A 20,805-nucleotide genomic window follows, 5' to 3' on the forward strand; every position below is an offset into this window, starting at 1 on the left:
CGTCTAATTTGCTTTCTCTTTCCCCTGCCACCACATCAGGAAGTCCTCTCCCACTGAATACTGGGGCAGGGAGTGACGGCTTCTGCTAATTTCCTGCTCCTGCTCCATTTCGGTTACTTTTAATTTTGTAGCTTCAAACCAGGCTTCAGGATTGTCTACACCTTGGTTAAGGGCCTCACCGTAAAGGGCTGAGCTAAACCAGGTGCGCTGAGAGTCGTCACTGCAACCAAAGGAGCTGCGGTCGGCAGCGGCTGAAGTAAAGATTACTCTGTTGGGGTTATTTAAAGCTTCTATCCACTGGCCGGAAAAGCAAGCCGAAACTATGATCCATTGGTGCTGGGCGTTAATATTGTCTAGCCACTGTTGCCCATCTTTTAGAGATAGGTCGTTAAGTGGTATTTCACCTTCGGCAATTTTGAAGTCTCCATTGCGAGCACCATGGCTTACAAGGTGCACCAGAAGCAGGTCTTCTTTGGGATCCATCAGTTGATCTAGAGCTGTTAGACTTTCCTGGATACTGGTTCGAGTGGCCAAGGGAAAACCGTAACCGCCACCGTTACTAAGGCGCAGTAGTCGCTGGTCGATATCAAAAGCTTCATCTAGGCGTTCTGCCACCCACTCCAGCTCCCTTGCAAATACCGGAGAGGTACCATCACCACCTACTAGTAGTGTGTAAATATCACGGATGCCGGGTCTTTGTGGGGGCAGTGCGTTTATAGCGTTTCGTAAGCGTTCACTCTCACTGTAGAGGCGGGTTTCCGCTTGGGCGGCGGGTATATTCGCCAGTGCGCGCCAAGCAGCTTCGCTAGGGTAATAAATACCTTCGGAGAAATAGCCAGGTTTCTCGATAATGTTGCCTTCAGCATCCGTACTAATTTGTTTACCTTCCCCCTCAGCTTCCCCATAGCTGAATGTGGCATGGATCACAGTGCCGTCAGGCTGAGTGAGTTCACCCTCGCCAGAGTATGAGCCGTACTCAAAGCCGCCGGTATAACGATAGCCATCGCTATCCGAGTAGTTGCCTTGTATTAAATAGCCGTTTTCAAAAGTGCCCTGATAAAGGCTGCCATCATCGGTACTGAGTTTGCCTTCGCCATGAGGGTCAAAAGCCAAAAACTCGCCATTGTAAATGTCACCGTCATCCCAATTTAACGTACCGTTTTTTAGCTCCCCTTCAAGGAATTCGCCTATCCACACAGTTCCATTGCAGGTATAGCGACCTTTGCCGTGGGGCTCCCCATTGAGAAACTCGCCTTCATAAGTACAACCATCATTTCCGGTTAATACGCCTTCGCCCGTCATGCGGCCTTCTCGAAAGTTGCCACGATAAAGGCTGCCATTGGGCCATTCGAGTTGGCCCTGCCCATGAAATAGGCCGTTTAACATATCGCCTTTGTATACCGAGCCATCTGGCAAGGCGGTTCCGCCTGCAAACTGAGTTGGCTCGCAGGCACTGAGTAAAAAAATAAGCGGGAAAAAGTAGATAGATCTCATTCCGTGATCCAGCATCAGGGTTTAGGAATGAGACTAACAAAAAATGGTGCCAGGCGGCCTCTATGTTTTATTCAGTTGGTCGAATTTAAGACCGTATTTATCTAAAAGTTGGCGTATCCGGTGAGAGTCGTTATTGGATTTTTTTGCTGTGCGGCTCACTTGGAACAGTTTGCGCCCGGCCGCCGCCATAGAGTTGGACTCCTCACAAACTTGAATCAGTCCCGCCAGCTTGATCTGCTCGTAGTAATCCATCTGTTCGATGCGGTCACGGCCCAACAACGTTTCAATACGGGCAAAGGGCAGTGATGACTTAATCTGTGGGCTTTGCCACTTAATCTGTAATCTGTGAATTTCCTCCTCCACTACCTGGGTCGTGATACGCCCGCCGTCGGCGAGGGTGCCCATGCGCAGGATACTGGCGTTAAGATCGCGAAAGTTCGCTGACCAGCTGGCCTCTCCCGAGCGGCCAAAGTTCAGGTACCTCTCCCGCGCCGCTTTATTGAAGCTCACCAGGTGGCCAGACTTTGTGGAGAAGGCTTCAAGCTCAAAGTCGATATTGGGTTCCAGGTCTTCAATACGCTCACGCAGAGAGGGCAAGCGGTAGGTCCATAAGTCGATACGGGCCAGCAAGTCTGCACGAAATTTACCCTCGCGACTGAGCTGTATTAGATCCCGGTTGGTGCCGGCGATCAACTGGAAGTGACTGCTCACTTCTTTATCTGAGCCAAAGGGCATAAAGCGCTTGTGCTCTATGGCCCGCAGTAGCATTGCCTGTTCGTCCAGTCCCAACTCGCCAATCTCATCCAGAAATAGCAGGCCCTTATCCGCCTCCATTAATAGCCCAGGGCGGTGTGTGGTGGCACCGGTAAAGGCCCCTTTGCGGTGGCCGAATAGGGCGGACATGGCATTCTCACCGCGCAGGGTGGCACAGTTTACTGCTACCAGGCCTCCTTCCAATTTTCCACGCTGTTTACGTAACTCATAGACACGCTGGGCCAGCTGGGATTTTCCTGCCCCCGTTGGTCCTGTAATGAGAATGGGCGCATCGGAGCGAATAGAGACCTGCTCTAACTGCTCGATCATCTGGTTAAAGGCCTGGTTGTTGGTTTCGATACCGCCTTTCAGGTAGGTAGTGCCCTCCTGGTGTTCTCGCTGGAAACGTGAGGCAATCTGGTCGTACTTGGATAGATCCAAATCGATAATCTGGTACTGACCCGGCAAATTACTGTTTTTCTGTGCTGGAGAAGTTTGCAGCAGGCGCCCAGGGAAATAACCGGCCTCTGTGAGCAGGTAGAGACAGATCTGGGCCACGTGGGTGCCAGTTGTAATATGTACCAGGTATTGCTCCTGATCCGGCTTAAAAGCGTAATCGCGGGCGAAATCCAGCAGGTTGCTGTACACACTCTCGAAATCCCAGGGGTCATTGAAGTTGACCCGGTGATGGACCACGTTGGTTTCAGGGGAAATACGTGCAATGTCCTCAGTGACCTGGTCTGCCAGGTTTTTCGAGTGGTTGTCGAAAAGGAGCTCAAGCCGATCGATCAGCAGGTCATCGTGCTGGCACATAGAGATATTGGGGCGCCACTTGTTCCAACGCTTGTCACTTTTACCGCGCCGGTCTTTAGTCGTGCCGAGAATACTGATAGCTACTGTTTTCATACTATCTAAAATAATAAATAGCTATCTTAAAAGATAGATTTTCTAAACATCGTACTGGGCTAACCCTCCCTTAGAACGCTACCTATAAAATAATTTTTTCATAAAAAACAATGAGTTACAGAAATTTGGAAAGTTTCTGCAAAAGTTGGCACTCGATTCGCTATATCAATGGCAAAAGAAGCGCGTGAAGTGGTAACGCGGTTTCATGAGATTCTTAAAGGAGCGAGAGATGAAACCATTGCCGTATGAAGTGATGCAGGCAGGTGGGGTACCGATTAAGTCCTGGACCTTAGGTGTGCCCTTTGAAGAAGAAGCCAGGGCTCAGCTTAAAAATATTTCGCAGTTGCCTTTTATCCACAAGTGGGTGGCGGCAATGCCCGATGTACACCTGGGCAAAGGCGCCACCATTGGCAGTGTGGTACCCACCCTGGGAGCGGTAATCCCCGCAGCCGTGGGTGTGGATATTGGCTGTGGCATGATGGCAGTCCGCACCAGCCTCACCGCAGCACAGCTGCCAGACAACCTGGCGGGCGTCCGCAGTGCTATTGAGCGCGCCGTGCCCCACGGCCGCACTGGTCGGCACCGGGGTAGGGGTCGGGATAAGGGGGCCTGGGAGAATCCGCCGGACGATGCACTTGCCGGCTGGGCACCGTTGGCAGCGCAGTTTGAGGTGCTGAAAGAGAAGCACTCAGTATTGAAAAATACAAATAATATCAATCACTTGGGAACGCTTGGTACCGGTAATCACTTTATTGAGATGTGCCTGGATGAGCAAGGCAGCGTGTGGCTGATGTTGCACAGCGGCTCTCGTGGTGTGGGTAACCGTATTGGTACCTACTTTATCGAAAAGGCCAAGCGGGATATGGAACGCTGGCATATCCACTTGCCCGATAGTGACTTGGCCTATTTCCCCGAGGGTAGCGAGCATTTCGATGACTATGTGCGGGCGGTGGAGTGGGCGCAGGAATTTGCTCGCATCAATCGTGAAGTCATGATGGTACGCACTATTGGCGCGGTGAAGCAGGCACTAGGTATGGATTTTGAGGCGCGCATGGAGGCGGTAAACTGCCATCACAATTACGTTTCCCGCGAACAACACTATGGCAAGGAGGTACTGGTAACGCGCAAGGGCGCTGTAAGGGCGCGTGTTGATGAAATGGGCATTATTCCCGGAAGTATGGGGGCCAAGTCTTTTATTGTGAGGGGGTTAGGAAACGAGGAAAGCTTCTGCAGCTGTAGCCATGGTGCCGGGCGGGTGATGTCCCGCACCAAGGCGAAAAAACTGGTATCCCTGGAAGAGCATCGCGCGGCTACTGTCGACGTGGAATGCCGTAAAGATGAAGGTGTGATCGACGAAACCCCATCGGCCTACAAACCTATTGAGAAGGTTATGGCAGCACAAAAAGACTTGGTGGAAATCGTTTACACCCTCAAGCAGGTAGTCTGTGTCAAAGGATAGTTAGCACCGGCCAGGGATAAGGCGTTTAATAGTGAGGAATGTCGGAAGTTATGCCTAAAGGGCAGGCTCTCCGCAAGCAAGTTTGAATGTTTGTGTTCCAGTCAGCGGAGCCGGTTCTGTATGCCGGCCTGGCACCCCCGACGCTGGCGGTAGGTGTACCCATTGGGGCAATCTTCAAACGCCTACTTTGTAGCTCAATTGGTAGAGCAACCGTTAAATCGGTTTGTTACAGGTTCGATTCCTGTCAAAGTCACGTCGCCTGGAAAGCGACTTTAAGGGAAGGCGAGAGCCTGGGGTTCGAGTCCCCACAAAGAAGCCCTCTTTGTTGAAATCTATCCGGGGCCTACAGTGCCTTATGGTTTCGGTTATTGGGAATTGCAGCAATAGCTAGCCATAAAGGCACGCCGGCGGCAGTGTCGCCTTGCGTGGGTTTACGCTGTGTGTGTGGATTACAGCATTCGCATTGATTCTATTTTGGCCAAGGATGTTGGCTTCGTTACCCAGGATGGGTGCAAGAAGAATTTTGCAGAACCGCTGTATTTTGCACCCTCTGTGTATAAGCGTTGGGCCACTCTGAGATCAAGTGGGCCCCACCCTAAAGGAATAAAATGATAAGAGATCGGAGAAATGAAGTCTCTCTTTAAAATATGGAAGATTGTCAATGTGGCTGATAACGAGCGAGCACTACTGTTTCGCCGCAGCCGATTTGAAAGGGTGCTGCCACCAGGGCGTCACCGTATTTGGCTGCTCTCAGGTGATGTACGGGTGGAGACCTATGATATTACTGAGGTGGTTTTTGATGCGATTAAAGCAAAATTCCTGCTGAATACTTATAGCGAAGTGTTAGGTGAATATTTGCAGTCCTACGAATTGTCTGATCAACAAGTCGGACTTTTCTATCGGGATGGTAACCTGGTAGATATCCTTCCCCCTGGTTCATACCGGGCCGTATGGAAAGGAGGGGAAACCGTTCGTGTAGGTATTGTGGATATTTCCAGGGAATACACCATTGATGACAATGTACTGGGGCTTCTCGGTCGCGGTGCCTGCGCAAGCCAAATACGCATCGCTGCTCAGGCAGTAAGCTATAACGAAGTCCCCGATGAGCATGTGGGTCTTTTAGTTGTCAATGGAAAGTTGGAGAAAGCGCTGCAGCCGGGTCGTTATGGATTTTGGAAATACAATCGCTCTATCGCAGTGAAATTGATAGACATGCGCCTGCAAACTATTGAAGTGAGTGGCCAGGAAATTCTAACCAAAGATAGAGTTAGCCTGCGTATCAACTTAAGTGGCAGTTTCAAGATTACAGATCCACAGCGGGTGGCATTGAAGCTCAGTGATTATAAAAACCATATTTATCGTGAATTACAACTAAGTTTGCGTGAAGCGGTGGGTACCCAGACTCTGGATAGCTTATTAGCAGATAAAGATCGACTGAATATTGTTATTGCAACGGCTATCCATAAAAAACTAGCGCATTATGGTATCGAGATTGTCAGTGTCGGAGTGAAAGATATTATCTTACCAGGCGACATGAAGATGATTCTTAATCAGGTAGTGGAAGCTCAGAAGGAGTCTGAAGCGAATTTAATAAAGCGTCGTGAAGAGACCCAGGCTATGCGTTCCCTGCATAACACTGCCAAGATGATGGATAACAATCCTACATTACTGCGTCTAAAAGAATTGGAATCCTTAGAAAAAGTCAGTACACGCATCGATAAAATATCAGTTTATGGCGGCCTAGAAGGCGTGCTTAATGATTTGGTGAAGCTGCGTCCAACAGCTTAAGGTAGCAAGCTACCAAGTAAGCTTTGAGTTTTAAGGACTTAGGCAGTGACTAAGATAGACGGTGCTCAGGGGAAGGGCTGCAGACAGATTTTGCGGACTTTCCTTACTTTGTCCTTATGACTGGGAATGCCGGTTCTTATTAAAACTATTCGTGCAGGCCGTAAAAGTTTGGCCTTTCAAATCGTATTGTCACCGCTATTGTTGACCAGTGGAGTAAGCAAATTATGCTTTGAACACTGTGTCTACAATAAAAAAACCATTTTAGATTTTTCCAAATAGAATTTTTTGTCGACGTTAATACGTATGGGTGCAGGAAAATAAGCTGGACGAAGATATAAATACTGGCTGTAGATTTTTCATGAGAAATCGGTTCAAGGGTAATTAAAATAATCCGATGAAAAAGTTGGATAAAAATAGAACGAAAGTAACTCAAGCAGCGCAGTTAATTGAGGAAAACCTTCATAGAAATTTGAAAGTTACCGATATTGCTAATCATGTTCATCTGTCGCCTTTTCATTTTCAACGATTGTTTTTTGCCTATATGGGAGAACCTGTGAATCGCTATATTGCGGTGCGCCGTCTGGAGACCGCAGCATTGGAACTCACCAACACTCCAAACGTCAACTTACTGCAGCTTGCACTTAATTGCGGTTTTCAAACCCATAGCGCGTTTTCTCGGGCATTCAAAAAACAGTTCGGAATAAGCCCCTCTGCTTTTCGCAACTCTCCCGAAGCCGCAGAAACAGGGGTGCAACAGGGCCGCCCGTATTTGATCAATCAGCCGCCGCGCCAGGTGATTGAGCCAGTCGAGATCGTCACTCTACGACCATTTTATTTTCGGTTTCAGCAGTCGAGAGGAACCTATGAAGGCCAATTTTTCCACAAGAGTGATTTAGATATTGGTGCATATTTTTTAGCGCTACTGAAAGAGATAGTGCCGCCGGATCAATTCTTGATGAGCTGTTTTCCTAACACCCCCCAGATGCTCAATGATGATACCGTTACAGTTTGGTACGGTGGAGCCTACTCAGAACGCCCGAACAACAACAAAAGCTATAATTGGCACATGTTCGACGCTGGAACATGGGCGGTCTTTGAACACTGGGGGGATTACAAATTCCTCTACCAAACTTGGAACCAGATTTATCGCAACTGGCTTGCTCAGACAGCCTATAGGCTACGTGATGAATTTCCGTTCGAAGCTTATTCGGGAACACCGAACTACATCGACCCAGCAAAACAACTCACTCGTATTTATATTCCACTCAGAAAAGCATGATAGGAACAGCAGGTTTCCACTTTACTTGCTAAATTCGTCCGGAACAAAATTGTTCGGGATTAAGCCATGCAACTTCATCAATACCCAGCCACCCAGATTTGTGCAGCCTTGTCGGCAGGGGATATCCAGGCCAAAGAGGTAATACACCACCAGCTAGAACGTATACAGCGCCTCAACCCGGTGATCAATGCCGTTGTAACACTTAATGAAAACCAGCCTACAAGTAACATGCGTCCGTTGGCGGGTTTGCCCATCACCCTGAAGGATCAAATTTACTATCGAGGGATGGCCTGCACATTCGGGTCGGAACGTTACAAGGGGTTCCACCCTACCCAAACCGCATCTGCCGTGGAACGACTGCTGAATGCTGGTGCACAGGTTATGGGTAAAACGAATCTCCCGCCCCTCTCGATGGACTTTCAGTGCAGTAATACTCTATTTGGCACCACTAACAACCCTTGGAATTTAGAATACACACCGGGGGGGAGTAGTGGTGGCGGCGCAGCTGCGATAGCGGCGGGGATGAGCTTTGTCGATATTGGTACAGACTTGAGTGGGTCTTTGCGTATCCCCGCCTCATTTTGTGGTGTGTTTAGCCTTTTGCCGAGCGAGGATGCCATTCCCATTGATGGGACTATGCCAAACGAGGCTGCACCGCTGAAGCATTTTGCGCGCATGGGGCCGATTGCCAGAACTTGCGATGACTTGGACCTGGTATGGACACATATGAATAACCAGCCAGACGTTGGGCAGAAAGAGTTTAAAATGCCAAAGGTCAACTGGAGTGTCGATAGCGGCGGGATTGAAGTTTGTAAGAGCATCGTTAAATGTTTTGAAAGTGCGAAAAACGCTTGGGAAGAATCTGGGGTTCACGTAGTACAGGCTCAACCAAAAGATTTCGATTTTAAACGGGCACGTCGTGCATTTGGTGAAATTATGGGGTTTGAAACAAGCGCTTTAATGTCGGCGCCTGTACGTTTTCTTTCCAGCATTCTTGGGCGTGCAAGCGCGCGCCGTTCACCAGAATTTATCGCGAATGTCATGCTTGGTTATCGCCACAATAAAAGCCGCCTTAGCAATGCAATTGATGAAAAAAAGATATTGTCTGGTGCTATTGATGCCTTTTTGACTGATAACAGTGTATGGGTGTTGCCCGTTACGGCGACTTCGGTGTTTAAGCATATGGCACCAACCAGCGATCGCAATGGTGTGCGTGATTACGCCCTCCCTATGTACATCAATGAGCAACCGGTAAATTATTTTGATGCGATGGCAGCCTTTACAACGCCGATTTCACTGACGGGTCATCCAGTTGTGACCTTACCAATAGGATTTGATGGAAACGGGCTTCCGATCGGAGCACAGCTGATCGGCCTTAAAGGCCAAGAGAAAGAGCTTATCGAAACTGCGAAACGCTTACATAACATTCTGAAACCACACCAGTGTCCCATGTTTACGAATGGCTAATAGTGGTTTCTTTGTGTCAGTTAATCGGTGTTGCTATCAGTTTTTGGTAAGAGGATGAGGGTTAGTGGCGAGAGGTAGTCGGTAAAAATTGAAAAAATATGTGCCAACAGTAGGTAAAAGGGCATTGAGATGCCCTACATCTTTAGGCATTCATTGCCCTAAGTTAATATTCTATTGCAACGGTAACGGCAGAATTCACCAGATTTTTTGTGAAATCTGTCCTTATAGGGCCGTCTATATCGCTAGTAGCTGTTTGGCTTGCCGGCCCCATCTTTGAGGTAATCCTGAAGACTTTCCTGCAGGTAATAATCCCAGCCACTTTTACACATATCCCAACATTTCATTTCTGGAGATAGACCAATATGGGTAAATTTAATCAGAGTTCCCGTATTCTCCTCAGAAAATTCGAAACGCAGAGTACTGCCTTTCCACTCCTCGGGGTCATCTACGTTATCGGAAACCATATTGGATTCAGTACATTCAAGCTCAATCAATTTCTCGGGCTTCAATATTTTGGCGCGAAAGACCCAGTAAGATTGACCTTTGAAACCGGTTTTGGCGATGTCGCCGACCTTTAGGAAGGGTGCGCTTACCGGAGTCCACCACTGGGACATTTTTTCGGTTACTGCCTTGTAAGCATCTTCCCGGGAACTTGGGCTAAAAAATGATGTAGTGTAGTTGGACATCACCGTTCTCCATAGGGTCATCGAAGCTGGGTCTGGAAGGCATGGTAAAGAATGCTATTTACCTTTCATCAGCAATCCAGAGATTTCACCCTTGGGATCTAGTTTGCTGTGCATATTAATAAAGACCTTTCCATCCATTAGCGCTTTTCGATAAGGCTCTTCCACCATCCATTTACCCATAATAAATCCACTGGTGCCCTCGGAGCATTTCTTTTCCAGTCCGTGTTTATCCTTATCGGTTTTGGTCTTGGGCCAATCGGGAACCATGCCGGGGTTTGTCGGCATTCCACAGATAGTTTGGATAATCGGACCGCTCGCTTTACCGGGCTTGCAGATAGGCGGCTCTTTGCCATCGCCAGCGCATTGCATATGGAAATGCGACATGGCTACCCCACCGGGTGATAGATCGCTGTAGCCAACCATAAAACTCAGCATATGTGTCTGGTTATTGTAGGCGCCAATAAAGAATCCACCCGCATCTTTAGGGGTTTGTGGATTCACCTTTTTGCCGAGCATATTTTCGTTAGCGGTGGTCAGGTCAGCCTTAAAGATGGTAAACCGCTTGTCATCTCCGGCATCGGACCAGGCTTTCTCGCCAGATCCATGTTTGGCAGTTGGTGAGTCTTTTTCTTTTTTATTGTGGTTATCTGCAGTGGTGAAAGTGGAATAGGCCAGTAAAAGCATCGCCATTATTAAATAAGCGATTTTGGGTAATGAACTGAGTTTCATAAACCTCTCCTCTATATTGAGTCGATCTTGTTATTACCTATACGAGAAATTTAATGCCAGACGCTTAATAGCGCTCATATTCACTATGAAGATTGGTGTAGATCATGGATGGCTGGCGATAACTACTTGTAGCATATGTGCTTGGTTCTGGCCGTTTAGGGCCAATTTAGGAGACAGTATTTTTTACTGGGTATCTTGGGGAATAAAGGAATTCGTGGAAACGGACTATCCGGCTTCACAAGAAGCGATGGGTATAGGGAGGATGCAGCCGGAAAAAAATTGGGGTTATCGAAAAAAATTATTAACAGGCATTTTCGTTAAATTTAAAACACTAGATACGGGGATTGCTTATCCGTACCCAGTGACTCTGCTGTCTAGGATGGGGCGCTATTATCCCGCATCCTTCCAAACCAATTCCCGCTCTCGGGCATAAAGGGGAATAAAGTTAAATTGTACCTCTGTGCCCCCCTGCGTACGTCGCTGAATATTCAATTTTCCATTCAGATTACTGGCGCGCTCCTGCATGATTGACATACCGAAGTGGTTGCGCTTTTCCGGTGCGTTGCTGATACCCACACCGTTGTCGCGGATGCGCACATTAAGCGATTGGTTATTAGCCTGAATCATGCTGATTTGCACCATATCGCCCTGAGAGTGGTATACGGCATTCTGGGTAGCTTCGCGTACCAGCTGCAGCAGATGGATTTCCTCGTGGGGAGTGAGCGGCACTTCATTGAGGTGATAGTCGAGCAAAATAGTGATCTGCGGGTGTTGTTCGCGATAGGCGAGGATGGATTGCTCGAGGATATTGCGTAGGCCGCCAGGGCCTATCTGCAGCCTGAAAGTGGTGAGCAGTTCGCGCAGCTGGCGATAGGAGGAGTCCAATCCCTCTTTTAGCTCGGTAATAATCTCCTTCACCTTGGACTTATCCACCTGCTCGCTGCGATTGGCGCGATTGAGCCTAGTGACTTGGATTTTCAGGTAGGACAGCGATTGGGCCAGGGAGTCGTGCAATTCCCGCGCGATGATCGCGCGCTCATCCAGAAGGGCAACGCGGCGCTCTTGGGCCTCGCGCTCGTTGATGGCAATGGCGGCGGTGACGCTGTCGGCAAAGGTGGCCAGGCGCTGTTGCTGTTCCTCATCGAGGCTGTTGCCTCTGGGCAGAGTACACATCAGTACGCCGTAATTGCGCTTATCCACTTCCAGGGGGAAGCGGTACACGCGGAACTCTCCCTCATCGGAGGGACCGCAGGTGCTCACGCAAACACGACAGTCACTGCCGCTGCACTGGCTGTTGCCAAACCCCTGTACCAGATGTTCGTAGGGGGCTTCGCCTTCGGGTGTCATCAGGCACAGGTCCAGGTTGTTCAAGTCGGCGACATTGGCGAACTCGCCCAGCCATTGCCCCAGCTCGGACCCGGCCAGGGGCCCCTCGCTAATACGCCGTGCCAGTCGGTATTGGAAATCCAGTGCCTCGTGGCTCTTCTGTAATTGAGCGGTTTTTTGTTCGACGCGGTGGGCCAGGTCACGATGGGTTGCGTGAATCTCGTCGCTCATATAATTGATGGTGCGCGCCAGAACCCCCAACTCGTCTTCGCTGTCGATCTCCAGGCGATTTTGGTTGAAGTTCCCTTGGGCGATGCTCATTGAGCGGCTGATGAGTTGCTTCAACGGTTGCTCCACGGAGCGATGGAGTATGTACAGGGACAGGTAAACAAGCGCCACTATGGCGAACAGGGAAGCCACCTGTACCAGGCGCAGCAGGCTGATTTTTTCCTCGGCGATGGTTTGATAGTCCAGTACCAGGGTGTCTACATCGTGAATAAATGGTTCCAGGTGGGTGGCCAACTGCAGGGAATCCATGCTGGTGCGGCCGGCGGCAATGGATTCCAACAGTGGTCGAATCTCTTCCTCCCAGCTGCTGATCACCTTGCGGTAGTTGCGCGCCGCGCGCAGGTTATCGCTGGCACTGAAGTCGGAAATACTCAATACACGGCTCAGGCGCGAAGTCACTTCGTTCGATAGTGTGGCGGTGGCTTCCATATCACCAGAGGGTGCTGTCGCTGCGAGCCGGTAGCTCATAGCGCGCAGGGAACCGGCCAGGTTCACTGCGGCGGCATCGTTTTCCGCGGCGTCAGAGATAATGTAAGAGGCCACCATGGAGCTCAGCGCGACTAACACTGTGAGCAGCATCAGGGTGCCGATTCGATAGACGATGGACTGTCGGATTCGATTCAACATATCAGTTCACTTCGATCTCGGGCCGCTGTTGGATAGCCTCTATTGTGCCGCTTACAAGCGCTCAAATTTGTGAGTACCACCAAAGAGTGCCAGTTTTGCACAAAATTTAACCTATTGCCTGTGTTTTAAATACCGCCTAAGTCATTACGGGACTTACGCCCAACCTCAACCATCAACTGGCGCCATTTTCTTACCTACTCATGGGTAGCTCAGCGCTTTTCTACCCCTTTTTGGTCAGGTGATCCTCTTTTACAGCGCTTTTATATTCCCAGCTAAACCGATGCTTTAACCGCATTTCGATGCCCTGGGAGTACCGCATGAGCCATTTCCTGGACCGACTGAAATATCTGAAGAAACAAAAAGAGCCCTTTTCCGGTGGACACGGGGAAAAGACCCATGACGACCGCAGCTGGGAAGACGGCTATCGTCGCCGCTGGCAGTTCGACAAGATCGTACGCTCCACCCACGGGGTGAACTGCACCGGCTCTTGCAGCTGGAAGATCTACGTCAAAGACGGCTTGGTCACCTGGGAGACCCAGCAGACCGACTACCCGCGCACCCGCCCGGACCTGCCCAATCATGAGCCCCGAGGTTGCCCACGTGGCGCCAGCTACTCCTGGTATATGTACTCGGCCAACCGCCTTAAGTACCCGAAGATCCGCAAGCGCCTGGTAAAACTCTGGCGCGAAGCCAAGTTGAGACACAGTGATCCGGTGGATGCCTGGGCCAGTATTGTCGAGGACCCGGCCAAGGCCAAGTCCTACAAAGAACGCCGGGGAATGGGTGGCTTTGTGCGGATTAAGTGGGATGAAGCCAATGAGCTGATCGCCGCTGCCAACGTCTACACCACCAAAAAATACGGACCCGACCGGGTAACCGGCTTCTCACCGATTCCCGCCATGTCCATGGTGTCCTACGCCGCAGGTGCCCGCTATCTGTCATTGATCGGCGGTAACTGCCTGAGTTTCTACGACTGGTACTGCGACCTGCCGCCCGCCTCTCCACAGATTTGGGGCGAGCAGACCGACGTGCCCGAGTCCGCCGACTGGTACAACTCCAACTACCTGATCGTATGGGGCTCCAATGTGCCGCAGACCCGTACACCGGATGCGCACTTCCTCAGCGAGGTGCGTTACAAGGGCGCCAAGACCTGCGTAATCACTTCCGATTACTCAGAGTGTTCCAAGTTTGGCGACACCTGGCTGGCACCGCGTCAGGGTACCGATGCGGCCCTGGCGATGGCCTTTGGCCACGTGATTCTGAAAGAATTCCACGTCGACAAGCCCAGCGCCTACTTCACCGAATATGTGCGCACCACCACCGATATGCCGATGCTGGTGACCCTGGAAGAGCGCGAGGGCAAGCTGGTACAGGGCCGCTTCCTGCGCGCCTCCGATCTGGCAGATGACCTCGGCCAGGACAACAACCCAGAGTGGAAGACTATCGCCGTCAACCATGATGGCCAGCTGGTGTCACCCCAGGGCTCCGTAGGTTACCGCTGGGGCGAGCAGGGAAAATGGAACATTGAGCAGCGCGATGGCTTGAGTGGTGAAGAAGTAAAGCTGAAGCTCAGCCTGAAAGACTGCGCCGATGAAATCGCCCAGGTGGCCTTCCCTTACTTCGGTGGCCAGACCCACGAGCACGACTACTTCCAGCACACCGACCACAGCGATGTGATCGACTACAAGGTGCCGGTGAAGTTTGTGCAGAACAAAGATGGCGAGGTGCTCAAAGTTGCCAGCGTCTACGACCTGACCCTGGCGAACTACGGCGTGGAGCACGGTCTCGACGATCCCAACTGTGCGCACAGTTACGACGAGGACAAGCCTTACACACCCGCCTGGCAGGAGAAGATCACCGGCTGTCGCCGTGAGAATGTTATCCAGGTAGCGCGCGAGTTTGCCAACACTGCCGACAAAACCCGTGGACGCTCCATGGTGATTGTGGGTGCCGCCCTCAACCACTGGTACCACATGGATATGAACTACCGCGGCCTCATCAATATGTTGATGATGTGCGGTTGTATCGGCCAGAGTGGCGGTGGCTGGGCCCACTATGTAGGGCAGGAAAAACTGCGTCCGCAAACCGGCTGGACCCCGCTCGCTTTCGGTCTCGATTGGCAGCGCCCGCCGCGCCATATGAACGGCACCTCCTTCTTCTACAACCACGCCAGCCAATGGCGCTACGAGAAGTTGGAGATGGACGAAGTGGTTTCGCCATTGGCCGACAAGAGCAAGTGGCAGGCTTCCATTATCGATTACAACAGCCGCGCCGAGCGTATGGGCTGGCTGCCCTCCGCACCGCAGCTGGGTATGAACCCGCTGCAACTGACCAAAGATGCCGCCGCTGCGGGTATGTCCGCCAAGGATTACACCGTACAGCAGCTCAAGCGCGGCGCGCTCAAGTTCGCCAACCAGGACCCGGATAACCCGCAGAACTACCCGCGCAATATGTTTATCTGGCGCTCCAACCTGCTGGGTTCCTCCGGTAAAGGCCACGAGTACATGCTGCGCCACCTGCTCGGCACCAAGCATGGCCTGATGGGTAAGGACCTGGGTGAAGCCGGCGGCAAGAAGCCGGAAGATGTAGCCTGGCACGATACCCCCAGTGAGGGCAAAGTCGATCTGCTGGTGACACTGGACTTCCGTATGTCGACCACCTGTCTCTACTCCGACATCGTGCTGCCGACCGCCACCTGGTATGAGAAGGACGATCTCAATACCTCCGATATGCACCCCTTTATCCACCCGCTCACCAAAGCGGTGGACCCGGCCTGGGAAGCGCGCAGTGACTGGGACATCTTTAAGGGTGTGGCGAAGAAATTCTCCGAACTCACCGACGGCCACCTGGGGGTGGAGAAGGATCTGGTAACCCTGCCAATCCACCACGATACCCCCACCGAAATCGCCCAGCCCTTTGGAGTGAAGGCCTGGTGGAAGGGTGAGTGTGACCTGATCCCCGGCGTTACCGCGCCGAGCATGATCGAGGTGGAACGCGACTATCCCAACACCTACAACCGCTTTACATCTATCGGCCCATTGCTGGAAAAACTCGGCAACGGCGGTAAGGGCATCAGCTGGAATACCGATGACGAGGTGGACTTCCTCAAGAAGCTCAACCGCACCTGGAAAGATGAAAGCGCCCGCGATGGTCGCGCCCGTATCGACAGCGCCGTAGATGCCGCCGAGATGATCCTGTCACTGGCCCCTGAAACCAACGGCCAGGTGGCGGTGAAGGCCTGGGAAGCGCTGGGCAAGATCACCGGTCGCGACCACACCCACCTGGCCAAGCCTAAGGAAGACGAGAAGATCCGCTTCGCCGATATCGTGGCGCAGCCCCGCAAGATCATCTCCTCGCCCACCTGGTCTGGCTTGGAAGATGAGCATGTGAGCTACAACGCCGGCTACACCAATGTGCACGAGCTGATTCCCTGGCGCACCATCACCGGCCGCCAGCAGTTCTACCAGGATCACGAGTGGATGCGCGACTTTGGCGAGACCATGTGTGTGTACAAGCCGCCCATCAACCTGAAGACCGTACAGCCGGTGCTGAACCAGAAGCCGAATGGCAACAAGGAGATCCTGCTGAACTGGATCACCCCGCACCAGAAGTGGGGTATCCACAGCACCTACTCCGACAACCTGCTGATGCTCACCCTGTCTCGCGGTGGCCCCATCGTGTGGATGAGTGAGAACGACGCCAAGCTGGCGGGTATTGAAGACAACGACTGGATCGAAATCTTCAACGTCAACGGCGCCATTGCCGCCCGCGCGGTGGTGTCCCAGCGGGTGCCCGACGGCATGGCCATGATGTACCACGCCCAGGAGCGCATTGTGAATACACCGGGAGCGGAAACCACCGGCACCCGCGGCGGTATCCACAACTCCGTAACCCGCGCGGTGATGAAACCCACCCATATGATCGGCGGCTACGCCCAGCAGTCCTACGGCTTTAACTACTACGGCACTGTGGGCTGTAACCGGGATGAGTTTGTGGTGGTGAGAAAAATGAACAAGGTCGACTGGCTGGATGGCGAAGACGTCAAAGAGCCGACGCGAGAGGAGGTGTGACAATGAAAGTTAGAGCCCAGATCGGCATGGTGCTGAACCTCGATAAATGTATCGGCTGCCACACCTGCTCGGTGACCTGTAAAAACGTCTGGACCTCTCGCGAGGGGGTCGAGTACGCCTGGTTTAACAACGTCGAGACCAAACCCGGTGTCGGCTATCCCAAAGAGTGGGAAAACCAGGACAAATGGAACGGCGGCTGGACCCGCAAGAAAAACGGCAAGTTGCAGCCCAAGATCGGCAGCAAGCACCGGGTGCTGGCCAACCTGTTTGGCAACCCGGACATGCCGGAAATCGACGACTACTACGAGCCGTTCGACTTCGACTATCAGACCCTGCATAAGGCGCCGGAGCAGAAGCACCAGCCGGTGGCTCGCCCGCGCTCGCTGATCAGTGGCGAGCGTATGGAGAAGATCGAGTGGGGTCCCAACTGGGAAGAAATTCTCGGGACCGAATTCGACAAGCGTAAGAAGGACAAGAACTTCGAACAGGTCCAGGCAGATATCTACGGTGAGTTTGAAAACACCTTTATGATGTACCTGCCGCGCCTGTGCGAGCACTGCCTCAATCCGGCCTGTGTCTCTGCCTGCCCCAGCGGCGCCATCTACAAGCGTGAAGAGGACGGCATCGTCCTGATCGACCAGGACAAATGCCGCGGCTGGCGCATGTGTGTGTCTGCCTGTCCCTACAAGAAGATCTACTACAACTGGAAAACCGGTAAATCCGAGAAGTGTATCTTCTGTTACCCACGTATCGAGGCGGGTCAGCCAACTATCTGTTCCGAAACCTGCGTGGGCCGTATCCGCTACCTGGGGGTGCTGCTCTATGACGCCGACCGCATCGAAGAAGCCGCTGCGGTAGAAGACGAAAAAGCCCTCTACCAAGCCCAGTGCGATATTTTTCTCGACCCCAGCGACCCCAAAGTCCAGGAAGCTGCTCGCGCCGAGGGTATCCCCGAAGCCTGGCTCGAAGCCGCGCAGAAATCCCCGGTGTACAAGATGGCCATCGATTGGCAGATCGCCCTGCCGCTGCACCCGGAGTACCGCACCCTGCCCATGGTTTGGTACGTGCCGCCGCTGTCTCCGATCCAGAACGCAGTGCAGGCCGGCCAAGTGGAAACCGTCACCGTGGGGCGCGGCGCCGAGATCCCCGATCTCTCCACCCTGCGTATCCCGCTGCAATACCTGGCCAACCTGCTCACCGCCGGCGACGAAAAGCCAGTGGCCCGCGCCCTGGAACGCATGATTGTGATGCGCGCCTATATGCGCGGCATCCATGTAGACGGAGTGCAGGAACGCGAGTTGCTGGAAGAGGCCGGAATGACCGTAGCTCAGGTAGAAGAGATGTACCGCTATATGGCCCTGGCCAATTACGAAGACCGCTTCGTGGTGCCCTCAAGCCATAAGGCTTACGCCGAAAACGCCTACGACATGAAGTCCTCCTGTGGTTTTAGCTTCGGCAACGGCTGCAGCACCGGCAACGACAGCACCAACATCTTCGGTGGCAAGCAGAATGCAGTGCGCGAAGTGATACCGGCCAAAGTAGTCGACTGAGGCTGAGGGGAGAGTACCGATGAAAGTATTAAACCTGATCGCCCGCCTGCTGGATTACCCATCCGATGAGCTGGTGGTGCATCTGGATGAGTTAACCAACTGGGTGGCGGAATCCGAAGACCTAGACAAGCCCCTGCGCGATTTGCTGCTGGCGTTTATCTCTCATTACGAGCGTATGGATGCGCTCGATTGGCAGAGTGAATACGACGGTTTGTTTGAGCGCGGCCGGGCTGTGTCCCTGCACCTGTTCGAGCATATCCACGGCGAATCCCGCGATCGCGGCCAGGCCATGGTGGATCTGATGAACCGCTACAGAGCCGCCGGCCTGGAACTGAATGAGCGCGAACTGCCAGATTACCTGCCCACCTACTTAGAGTTCTGCGCCACCCAAGGTGAAGCGGCCTACGGTTGGGTGCACGATATCACCCATGTGATTGCCCTGTTGAGTGCGCGCCTTTCAAAGCGCGAGAGCCCCTATCACCTGTTGATGGATGCGCTCTTGCAGATGGCCGGAGTCTTCGTCGACCTGACCGCGCTCAAAGAAGAAGTCGCCAATGAGGAGCGCGACGATACCCCCGAGGCGCTGGACAAGATCTGGGAGGAAGAGGTGGTCAGCTTTACCGGCGCCAACAATTGTGACCAGTCCATAGCGCGGCCCAGCGCTGCGCAGCTGCGCGACGGCCAGCCCCTAACCTGGGCCTCCAGTGCCAAAGATGCCGCGCAGAATTCTGCCCAGCCCGTACCACAGGAGTAACAAGATGAACTATCTGAATACGCTGCTCTTTGCCATCTATCCCTTTGTTGCCCTCACGGTGTTTCTGGTGGGGAGCCTGATCCGCTATGACCGCGATCAATATACCTGGCGCACCGGCTCCAGCCAGTTGTTGGAGCACAAGCAATTGCGCATCGGCAGTTACCTGTTCCATATCGGGGTGATTGCCATTCTCGCGGGCCATTTTGTCGGCCTGCTTACGCCCAAAGCGGTGTGGCACTTACTCGGCATTGAAGCTTCCACCAAGCAGATGATGGCAATGGTGATCGGCGGTTTCTTCGGGGTAATCTGCTTTATCGGCCTAACCATTTTGATTAAGCGCCGCCTCACCAATCCGCGAGTGCGCGCCACCACTTCCAAAATGGACCTGACCATACTGCTGATGCTTTACGCCCAGTTAATCCTCGGCCTGATCAGTATCCTGGTTTCCGCCGGCCATATGGACGGTGCCGAAATGCTCAAACTGATGACCTGGGCCCAGTCCATTGTCACCCTCGATGGCTCCGCAGCCGCAGCGGCTATCGCCGACGTAAATATCATCTACAAGCTGCATATTTTCCTCGGTATGACCCTGTTCCTGCTGTTCCCCTTTAGCCGCCTGGTACACGTATGGAGTGTTCCAGTGCAGTACTTCCGCCGCAATTACCAGGTAGTGCGCGCCAAAGCCGCGCGCTAATCCCAGCAATCGTTAACCAGGCCCGCCAAGTGTGGGCCTTGTGTGGAGAAGAGTCATGAGTGCATTACTAGCTTCCGACGCCACCGGGCACGAATTCGAACTGGCTGAAGCCGTGGCCGTGAACGGCAGTGAAATTCCCGCAGACCTGATTTACCAGGAGATGCAATACCAGACCGCCAACTCCCCGCGCCAAGCAATTTACCGCGCTGCACGGGCATTGGTTATCGGTTGGCTGTTACGGGAAAAGGCCGCAGGGCAGGGGCTTTGCGCTGCCGATGAAGACTTGCACAGCGAGGCCTTCGATCACGCCGTTTCAGATCTTTTGAAAGGTGAGTTGCAAGTGCCCCCGGCCAGTGAAGCCGAGTGCCGCGCCTATTTCGAAGCCCACCCACATAAATTCCGCTCCGATCCCCTCGCCGAAGTGCGCCATATCCTGATCCCGGCCGCACCGGATGACTCCGAAGCCTGCGCCAAAGCGCGCGCCGCCGCTGAGGAAATGCTCAAGCAGATCCGCAACGATGCCAATCCGCTACAGACCTTCGCCCAGTTAGCCCAATCCCACTCCGCCTGTTCCTCCGCCGAAGCCGGTGGCAGCCTCGGCCAAGTAGGGCGCGGTGATACCGTCGCCTCCTTCGAGCGCGCAGTATTCGAGCAGGGCACCGGTTTGGTAGCAGAACCTGTGGAGACCCCTTACGGTGTGCATCTGATATATGTGGAACACTGCGAGCCGGGCCGCCCGCTGGAATACGAATATGTTTCGGAGCGAATCGAGGAATACCTAACTGAAAAACGCCGCCGCCAGATGACTAGCGACTATCTGCAAAAAATGGTGCAAGCCGCGCAAATCTCCGGCCTGGATTTATCGGGGGAGGCCCACTGAGGGGCAGAGATTCGCCAACCGTTCGCACGCGATTGCGATTGCGATTGGGTAAATT

14 protein-coding genes and 1 tRNA gene are annotated in these 20,805 nt (G+C 52.8%); 10 read left to right on the plus strand and 5 right to left on the minus strand.

What is annotated here, in order from left to right:
• Nucleotides 1–3: 3 nt before the first annotated feature.
• Together MJO52_RS00635 and rtcR are read right to left on the minus strand one after the other, a co-directional pair.
• A complete protein-coding gene (locus tag MJO52_RS00635; RefSeq protein ID WP_252084085.1) occupies nucleotides 4–1,494 on the minus strand; it encodes a C13 family peptidase in 1,491 nt (496 codons plus the stop codon).
• A gap of 60 nt (nucleotides 1,495–1,554) precedes the next feature.
• Complete coding sequence (gene rtcR, locus MJO52_RS00640) at nucleotides 1,555–3,153, minus strand: RNA repair transcriptional activator RtcR (RefSeq protein ID WP_252084086.1); 1,599 nt, start codon at nucleotides 3,151–3,153, stop codon at nucleotides 1,555–1,557.
• Nucleotides 3,154–3,382: 229 nt separating this feature from the next.
• Here rtcR and MJO52_RS00645 point away from each other — a divergent pair, with 229 nt between their 5' ends.
• The 5 genes from MJO52_RS00645 to MJO52_RS00665 all read left to right on the plus strand — a co-directional run bounded on the left by MJO52_RS00645 (nucleotide 3,383) and on the right by MJO52_RS00665 (nucleotide 9,146).
• The gene (locus MJO52_RS00645) at nucleotides 3,383–4,612 is read left to right on the plus strand and encodes an RtcB family protein (protein WP_252084087.1); all 1,230 of its coding nucleotides are present in this window, start codon (nucleotides 3,383–3,385) and stop codon (nucleotides 4,610–4,612) included.
• A gap of 184 nt (nucleotides 4,613–4,796) precedes the next feature.
• Nucleotides 4,797–4,865 (plus strand) — tRNA-OTHER (locus MJO52_RS00650).
• Nucleotides 4,866–5,239: 374 nt separating this feature from the next.
• Complete coding sequence (locus MJO52_RS00655) at nucleotides 5,240–6,400, plus strand: slipin family protein (protein WP_252084088.1); 1,161 nt, start codon at nucleotides 5,240–5,242, stop codon at nucleotides 6,398–6,400.
• A 394-nt stretch (nucleotides 6,401–6,794) separates the two neighbouring features.
• Nucleotides 6,795–7,679, plus strand: a complete 885-nt coding sequence (locus MJO52_RS00660; RefSeq protein WP_252084089.1) for a helix-turn-helix domain-containing protein — start codon at nucleotides 6,795–6,797, stop codon at nucleotides 7,677–7,679.
• 66 nt (nucleotides 7,680–7,745) lie between these two features.
• Nucleotides 7,746–9,146: an amidase gene (locus MJO52_RS00665; protein WP_252084090.1), complete on the plus strand. Its 1,401-nt coding sequence runs from the start codon at nucleotides 7,746–7,748 to the stop codon at nucleotides 9,144–9,146.
• A gap of 242 nt (nucleotides 9,147–9,388) precedes the next feature.
• On the opposite strand, the gene MJO52_RS00670 is transcribed toward MJO52_RS00665, so the two are convergent.
• From MJO52_RS00670 to MJO52_RS00680, 3 genes are all read right to left on the minus strand, one after another.
• Nucleotides 9,389–9,832, minus strand: a complete 444-nt coding sequence (locus tag MJO52_RS00670) for an SRPBCC family protein (protein ID WP_252084091.1) — start codon at nucleotides 9,830–9,832, stop codon at nucleotides 9,389–9,391.
• 54 nt (nucleotides 9,833–9,886) lie between these two features.
• The gene (locus tag MJO52_RS00675; RefSeq protein ID WP_252084092.1) at nucleotides 9,887–10,561 is read right to left on the minus strand and encodes a CHRD domain-containing protein; all 675 of its coding nucleotides are present in this window, start codon (nucleotides 10,559–10,561) and stop codon (nucleotides 9,887–9,889) included.
• A gap of 390 nt (nucleotides 10,562–10,951) precedes the next feature.
• Nucleotides 10,952–12,802, minus strand: coding sequence for a histidine kinase (locus tag MJO52_RS00680; RefSeq protein ID WP_252084093.1), 1,851 nt, complete (start codon nucleotides 12,800–12,802; stop codon nucleotides 10,952–10,954).
• Nucleotides 12,803–13,119: 317 nt separating this feature from the next.
• Between MJO52_RS00680 and MJO52_RS00685 the strand changes: the two genes are divergently transcribed.
• Genes MJO52_RS00685 through MJO52_RS00705 form a run of 5 tightly spaced genes read left to right on the plus strand, consistent with a single transcriptional unit; the run spans nucleotide 13,120 to nucleotide 20,750 of the window.
• Nucleotides 13,120–16,872, plus strand: coding sequence for a nitrate reductase subunit alpha (locus tag MJO52_RS00685; RefSeq protein ID WP_252084094.1), 3,753 nt, complete (start codon nucleotides 13,120–13,122; stop codon nucleotides 16,870–16,872).
• 2 nt (nucleotides 16,873–16,874) lie between these two features.
• Nucleotides 16,875–18,422 carry a nitrate reductase subunit beta gene (gene narH / locus MJO52_RS00690; protein ID WP_252084095.1) on the plus strand — a complete coding sequence of 516 codons (1,548 nt, stop codon included), beginning with the start codon at nucleotides 16,875–16,877 and terminating at the stop codon, nucleotides 18,420–18,422.
• Nucleotides 18,423–18,441: 19 nt separating this feature from the next.
• The gene (gene narJ / locus MJO52_RS00695; protein WP_252084096.1) at nucleotides 18,442–19,176 is read left to right on the plus strand and encodes a nitrate reductase molybdenum cofactor assembly chaperone; all 735 of its coding nucleotides are present in this window, start codon (nucleotides 18,442–18,444) and stop codon (nucleotides 19,174–19,176) included.
• 4 nt (nucleotides 19,177–19,180) lie between these two features.
• Nucleotides 19,181–19,870, plus strand: coding sequence for a respiratory nitrate reductase subunit gamma (gene narI / locus MJO52_RS00700; RefSeq protein ID WP_252084097.1), 690 nt, complete (start codon nucleotides 19,181–19,183; stop codon nucleotides 19,868–19,870).
• A 55-nt stretch (nucleotides 19,871–19,925) separates the two neighbouring features.
• Nucleotides 19,926–20,750: a peptidylprolyl isomerase gene (locus MJO52_RS00705; RefSeq protein ID WP_252084098.1), complete on the plus strand. Its 825-nt coding sequence runs from the start codon at nucleotides 19,926–19,928 to the stop codon at nucleotides 20,748–20,750.
• Nucleotides 20,751–20,805 lie beyond the last annotated feature (55 nt).

The organism is Microbulbifer variabilis (genome assembly GCF_023716485.1).
In the GTDB taxonomy this organism is placed as follows: domain Bacteria; phylum Pseudomonadota; class Gammaproteobacteria; order Pseudomonadales; family Cellvibrionaceae; genus Microbulbifer; species Microbulbifer variabilis_B.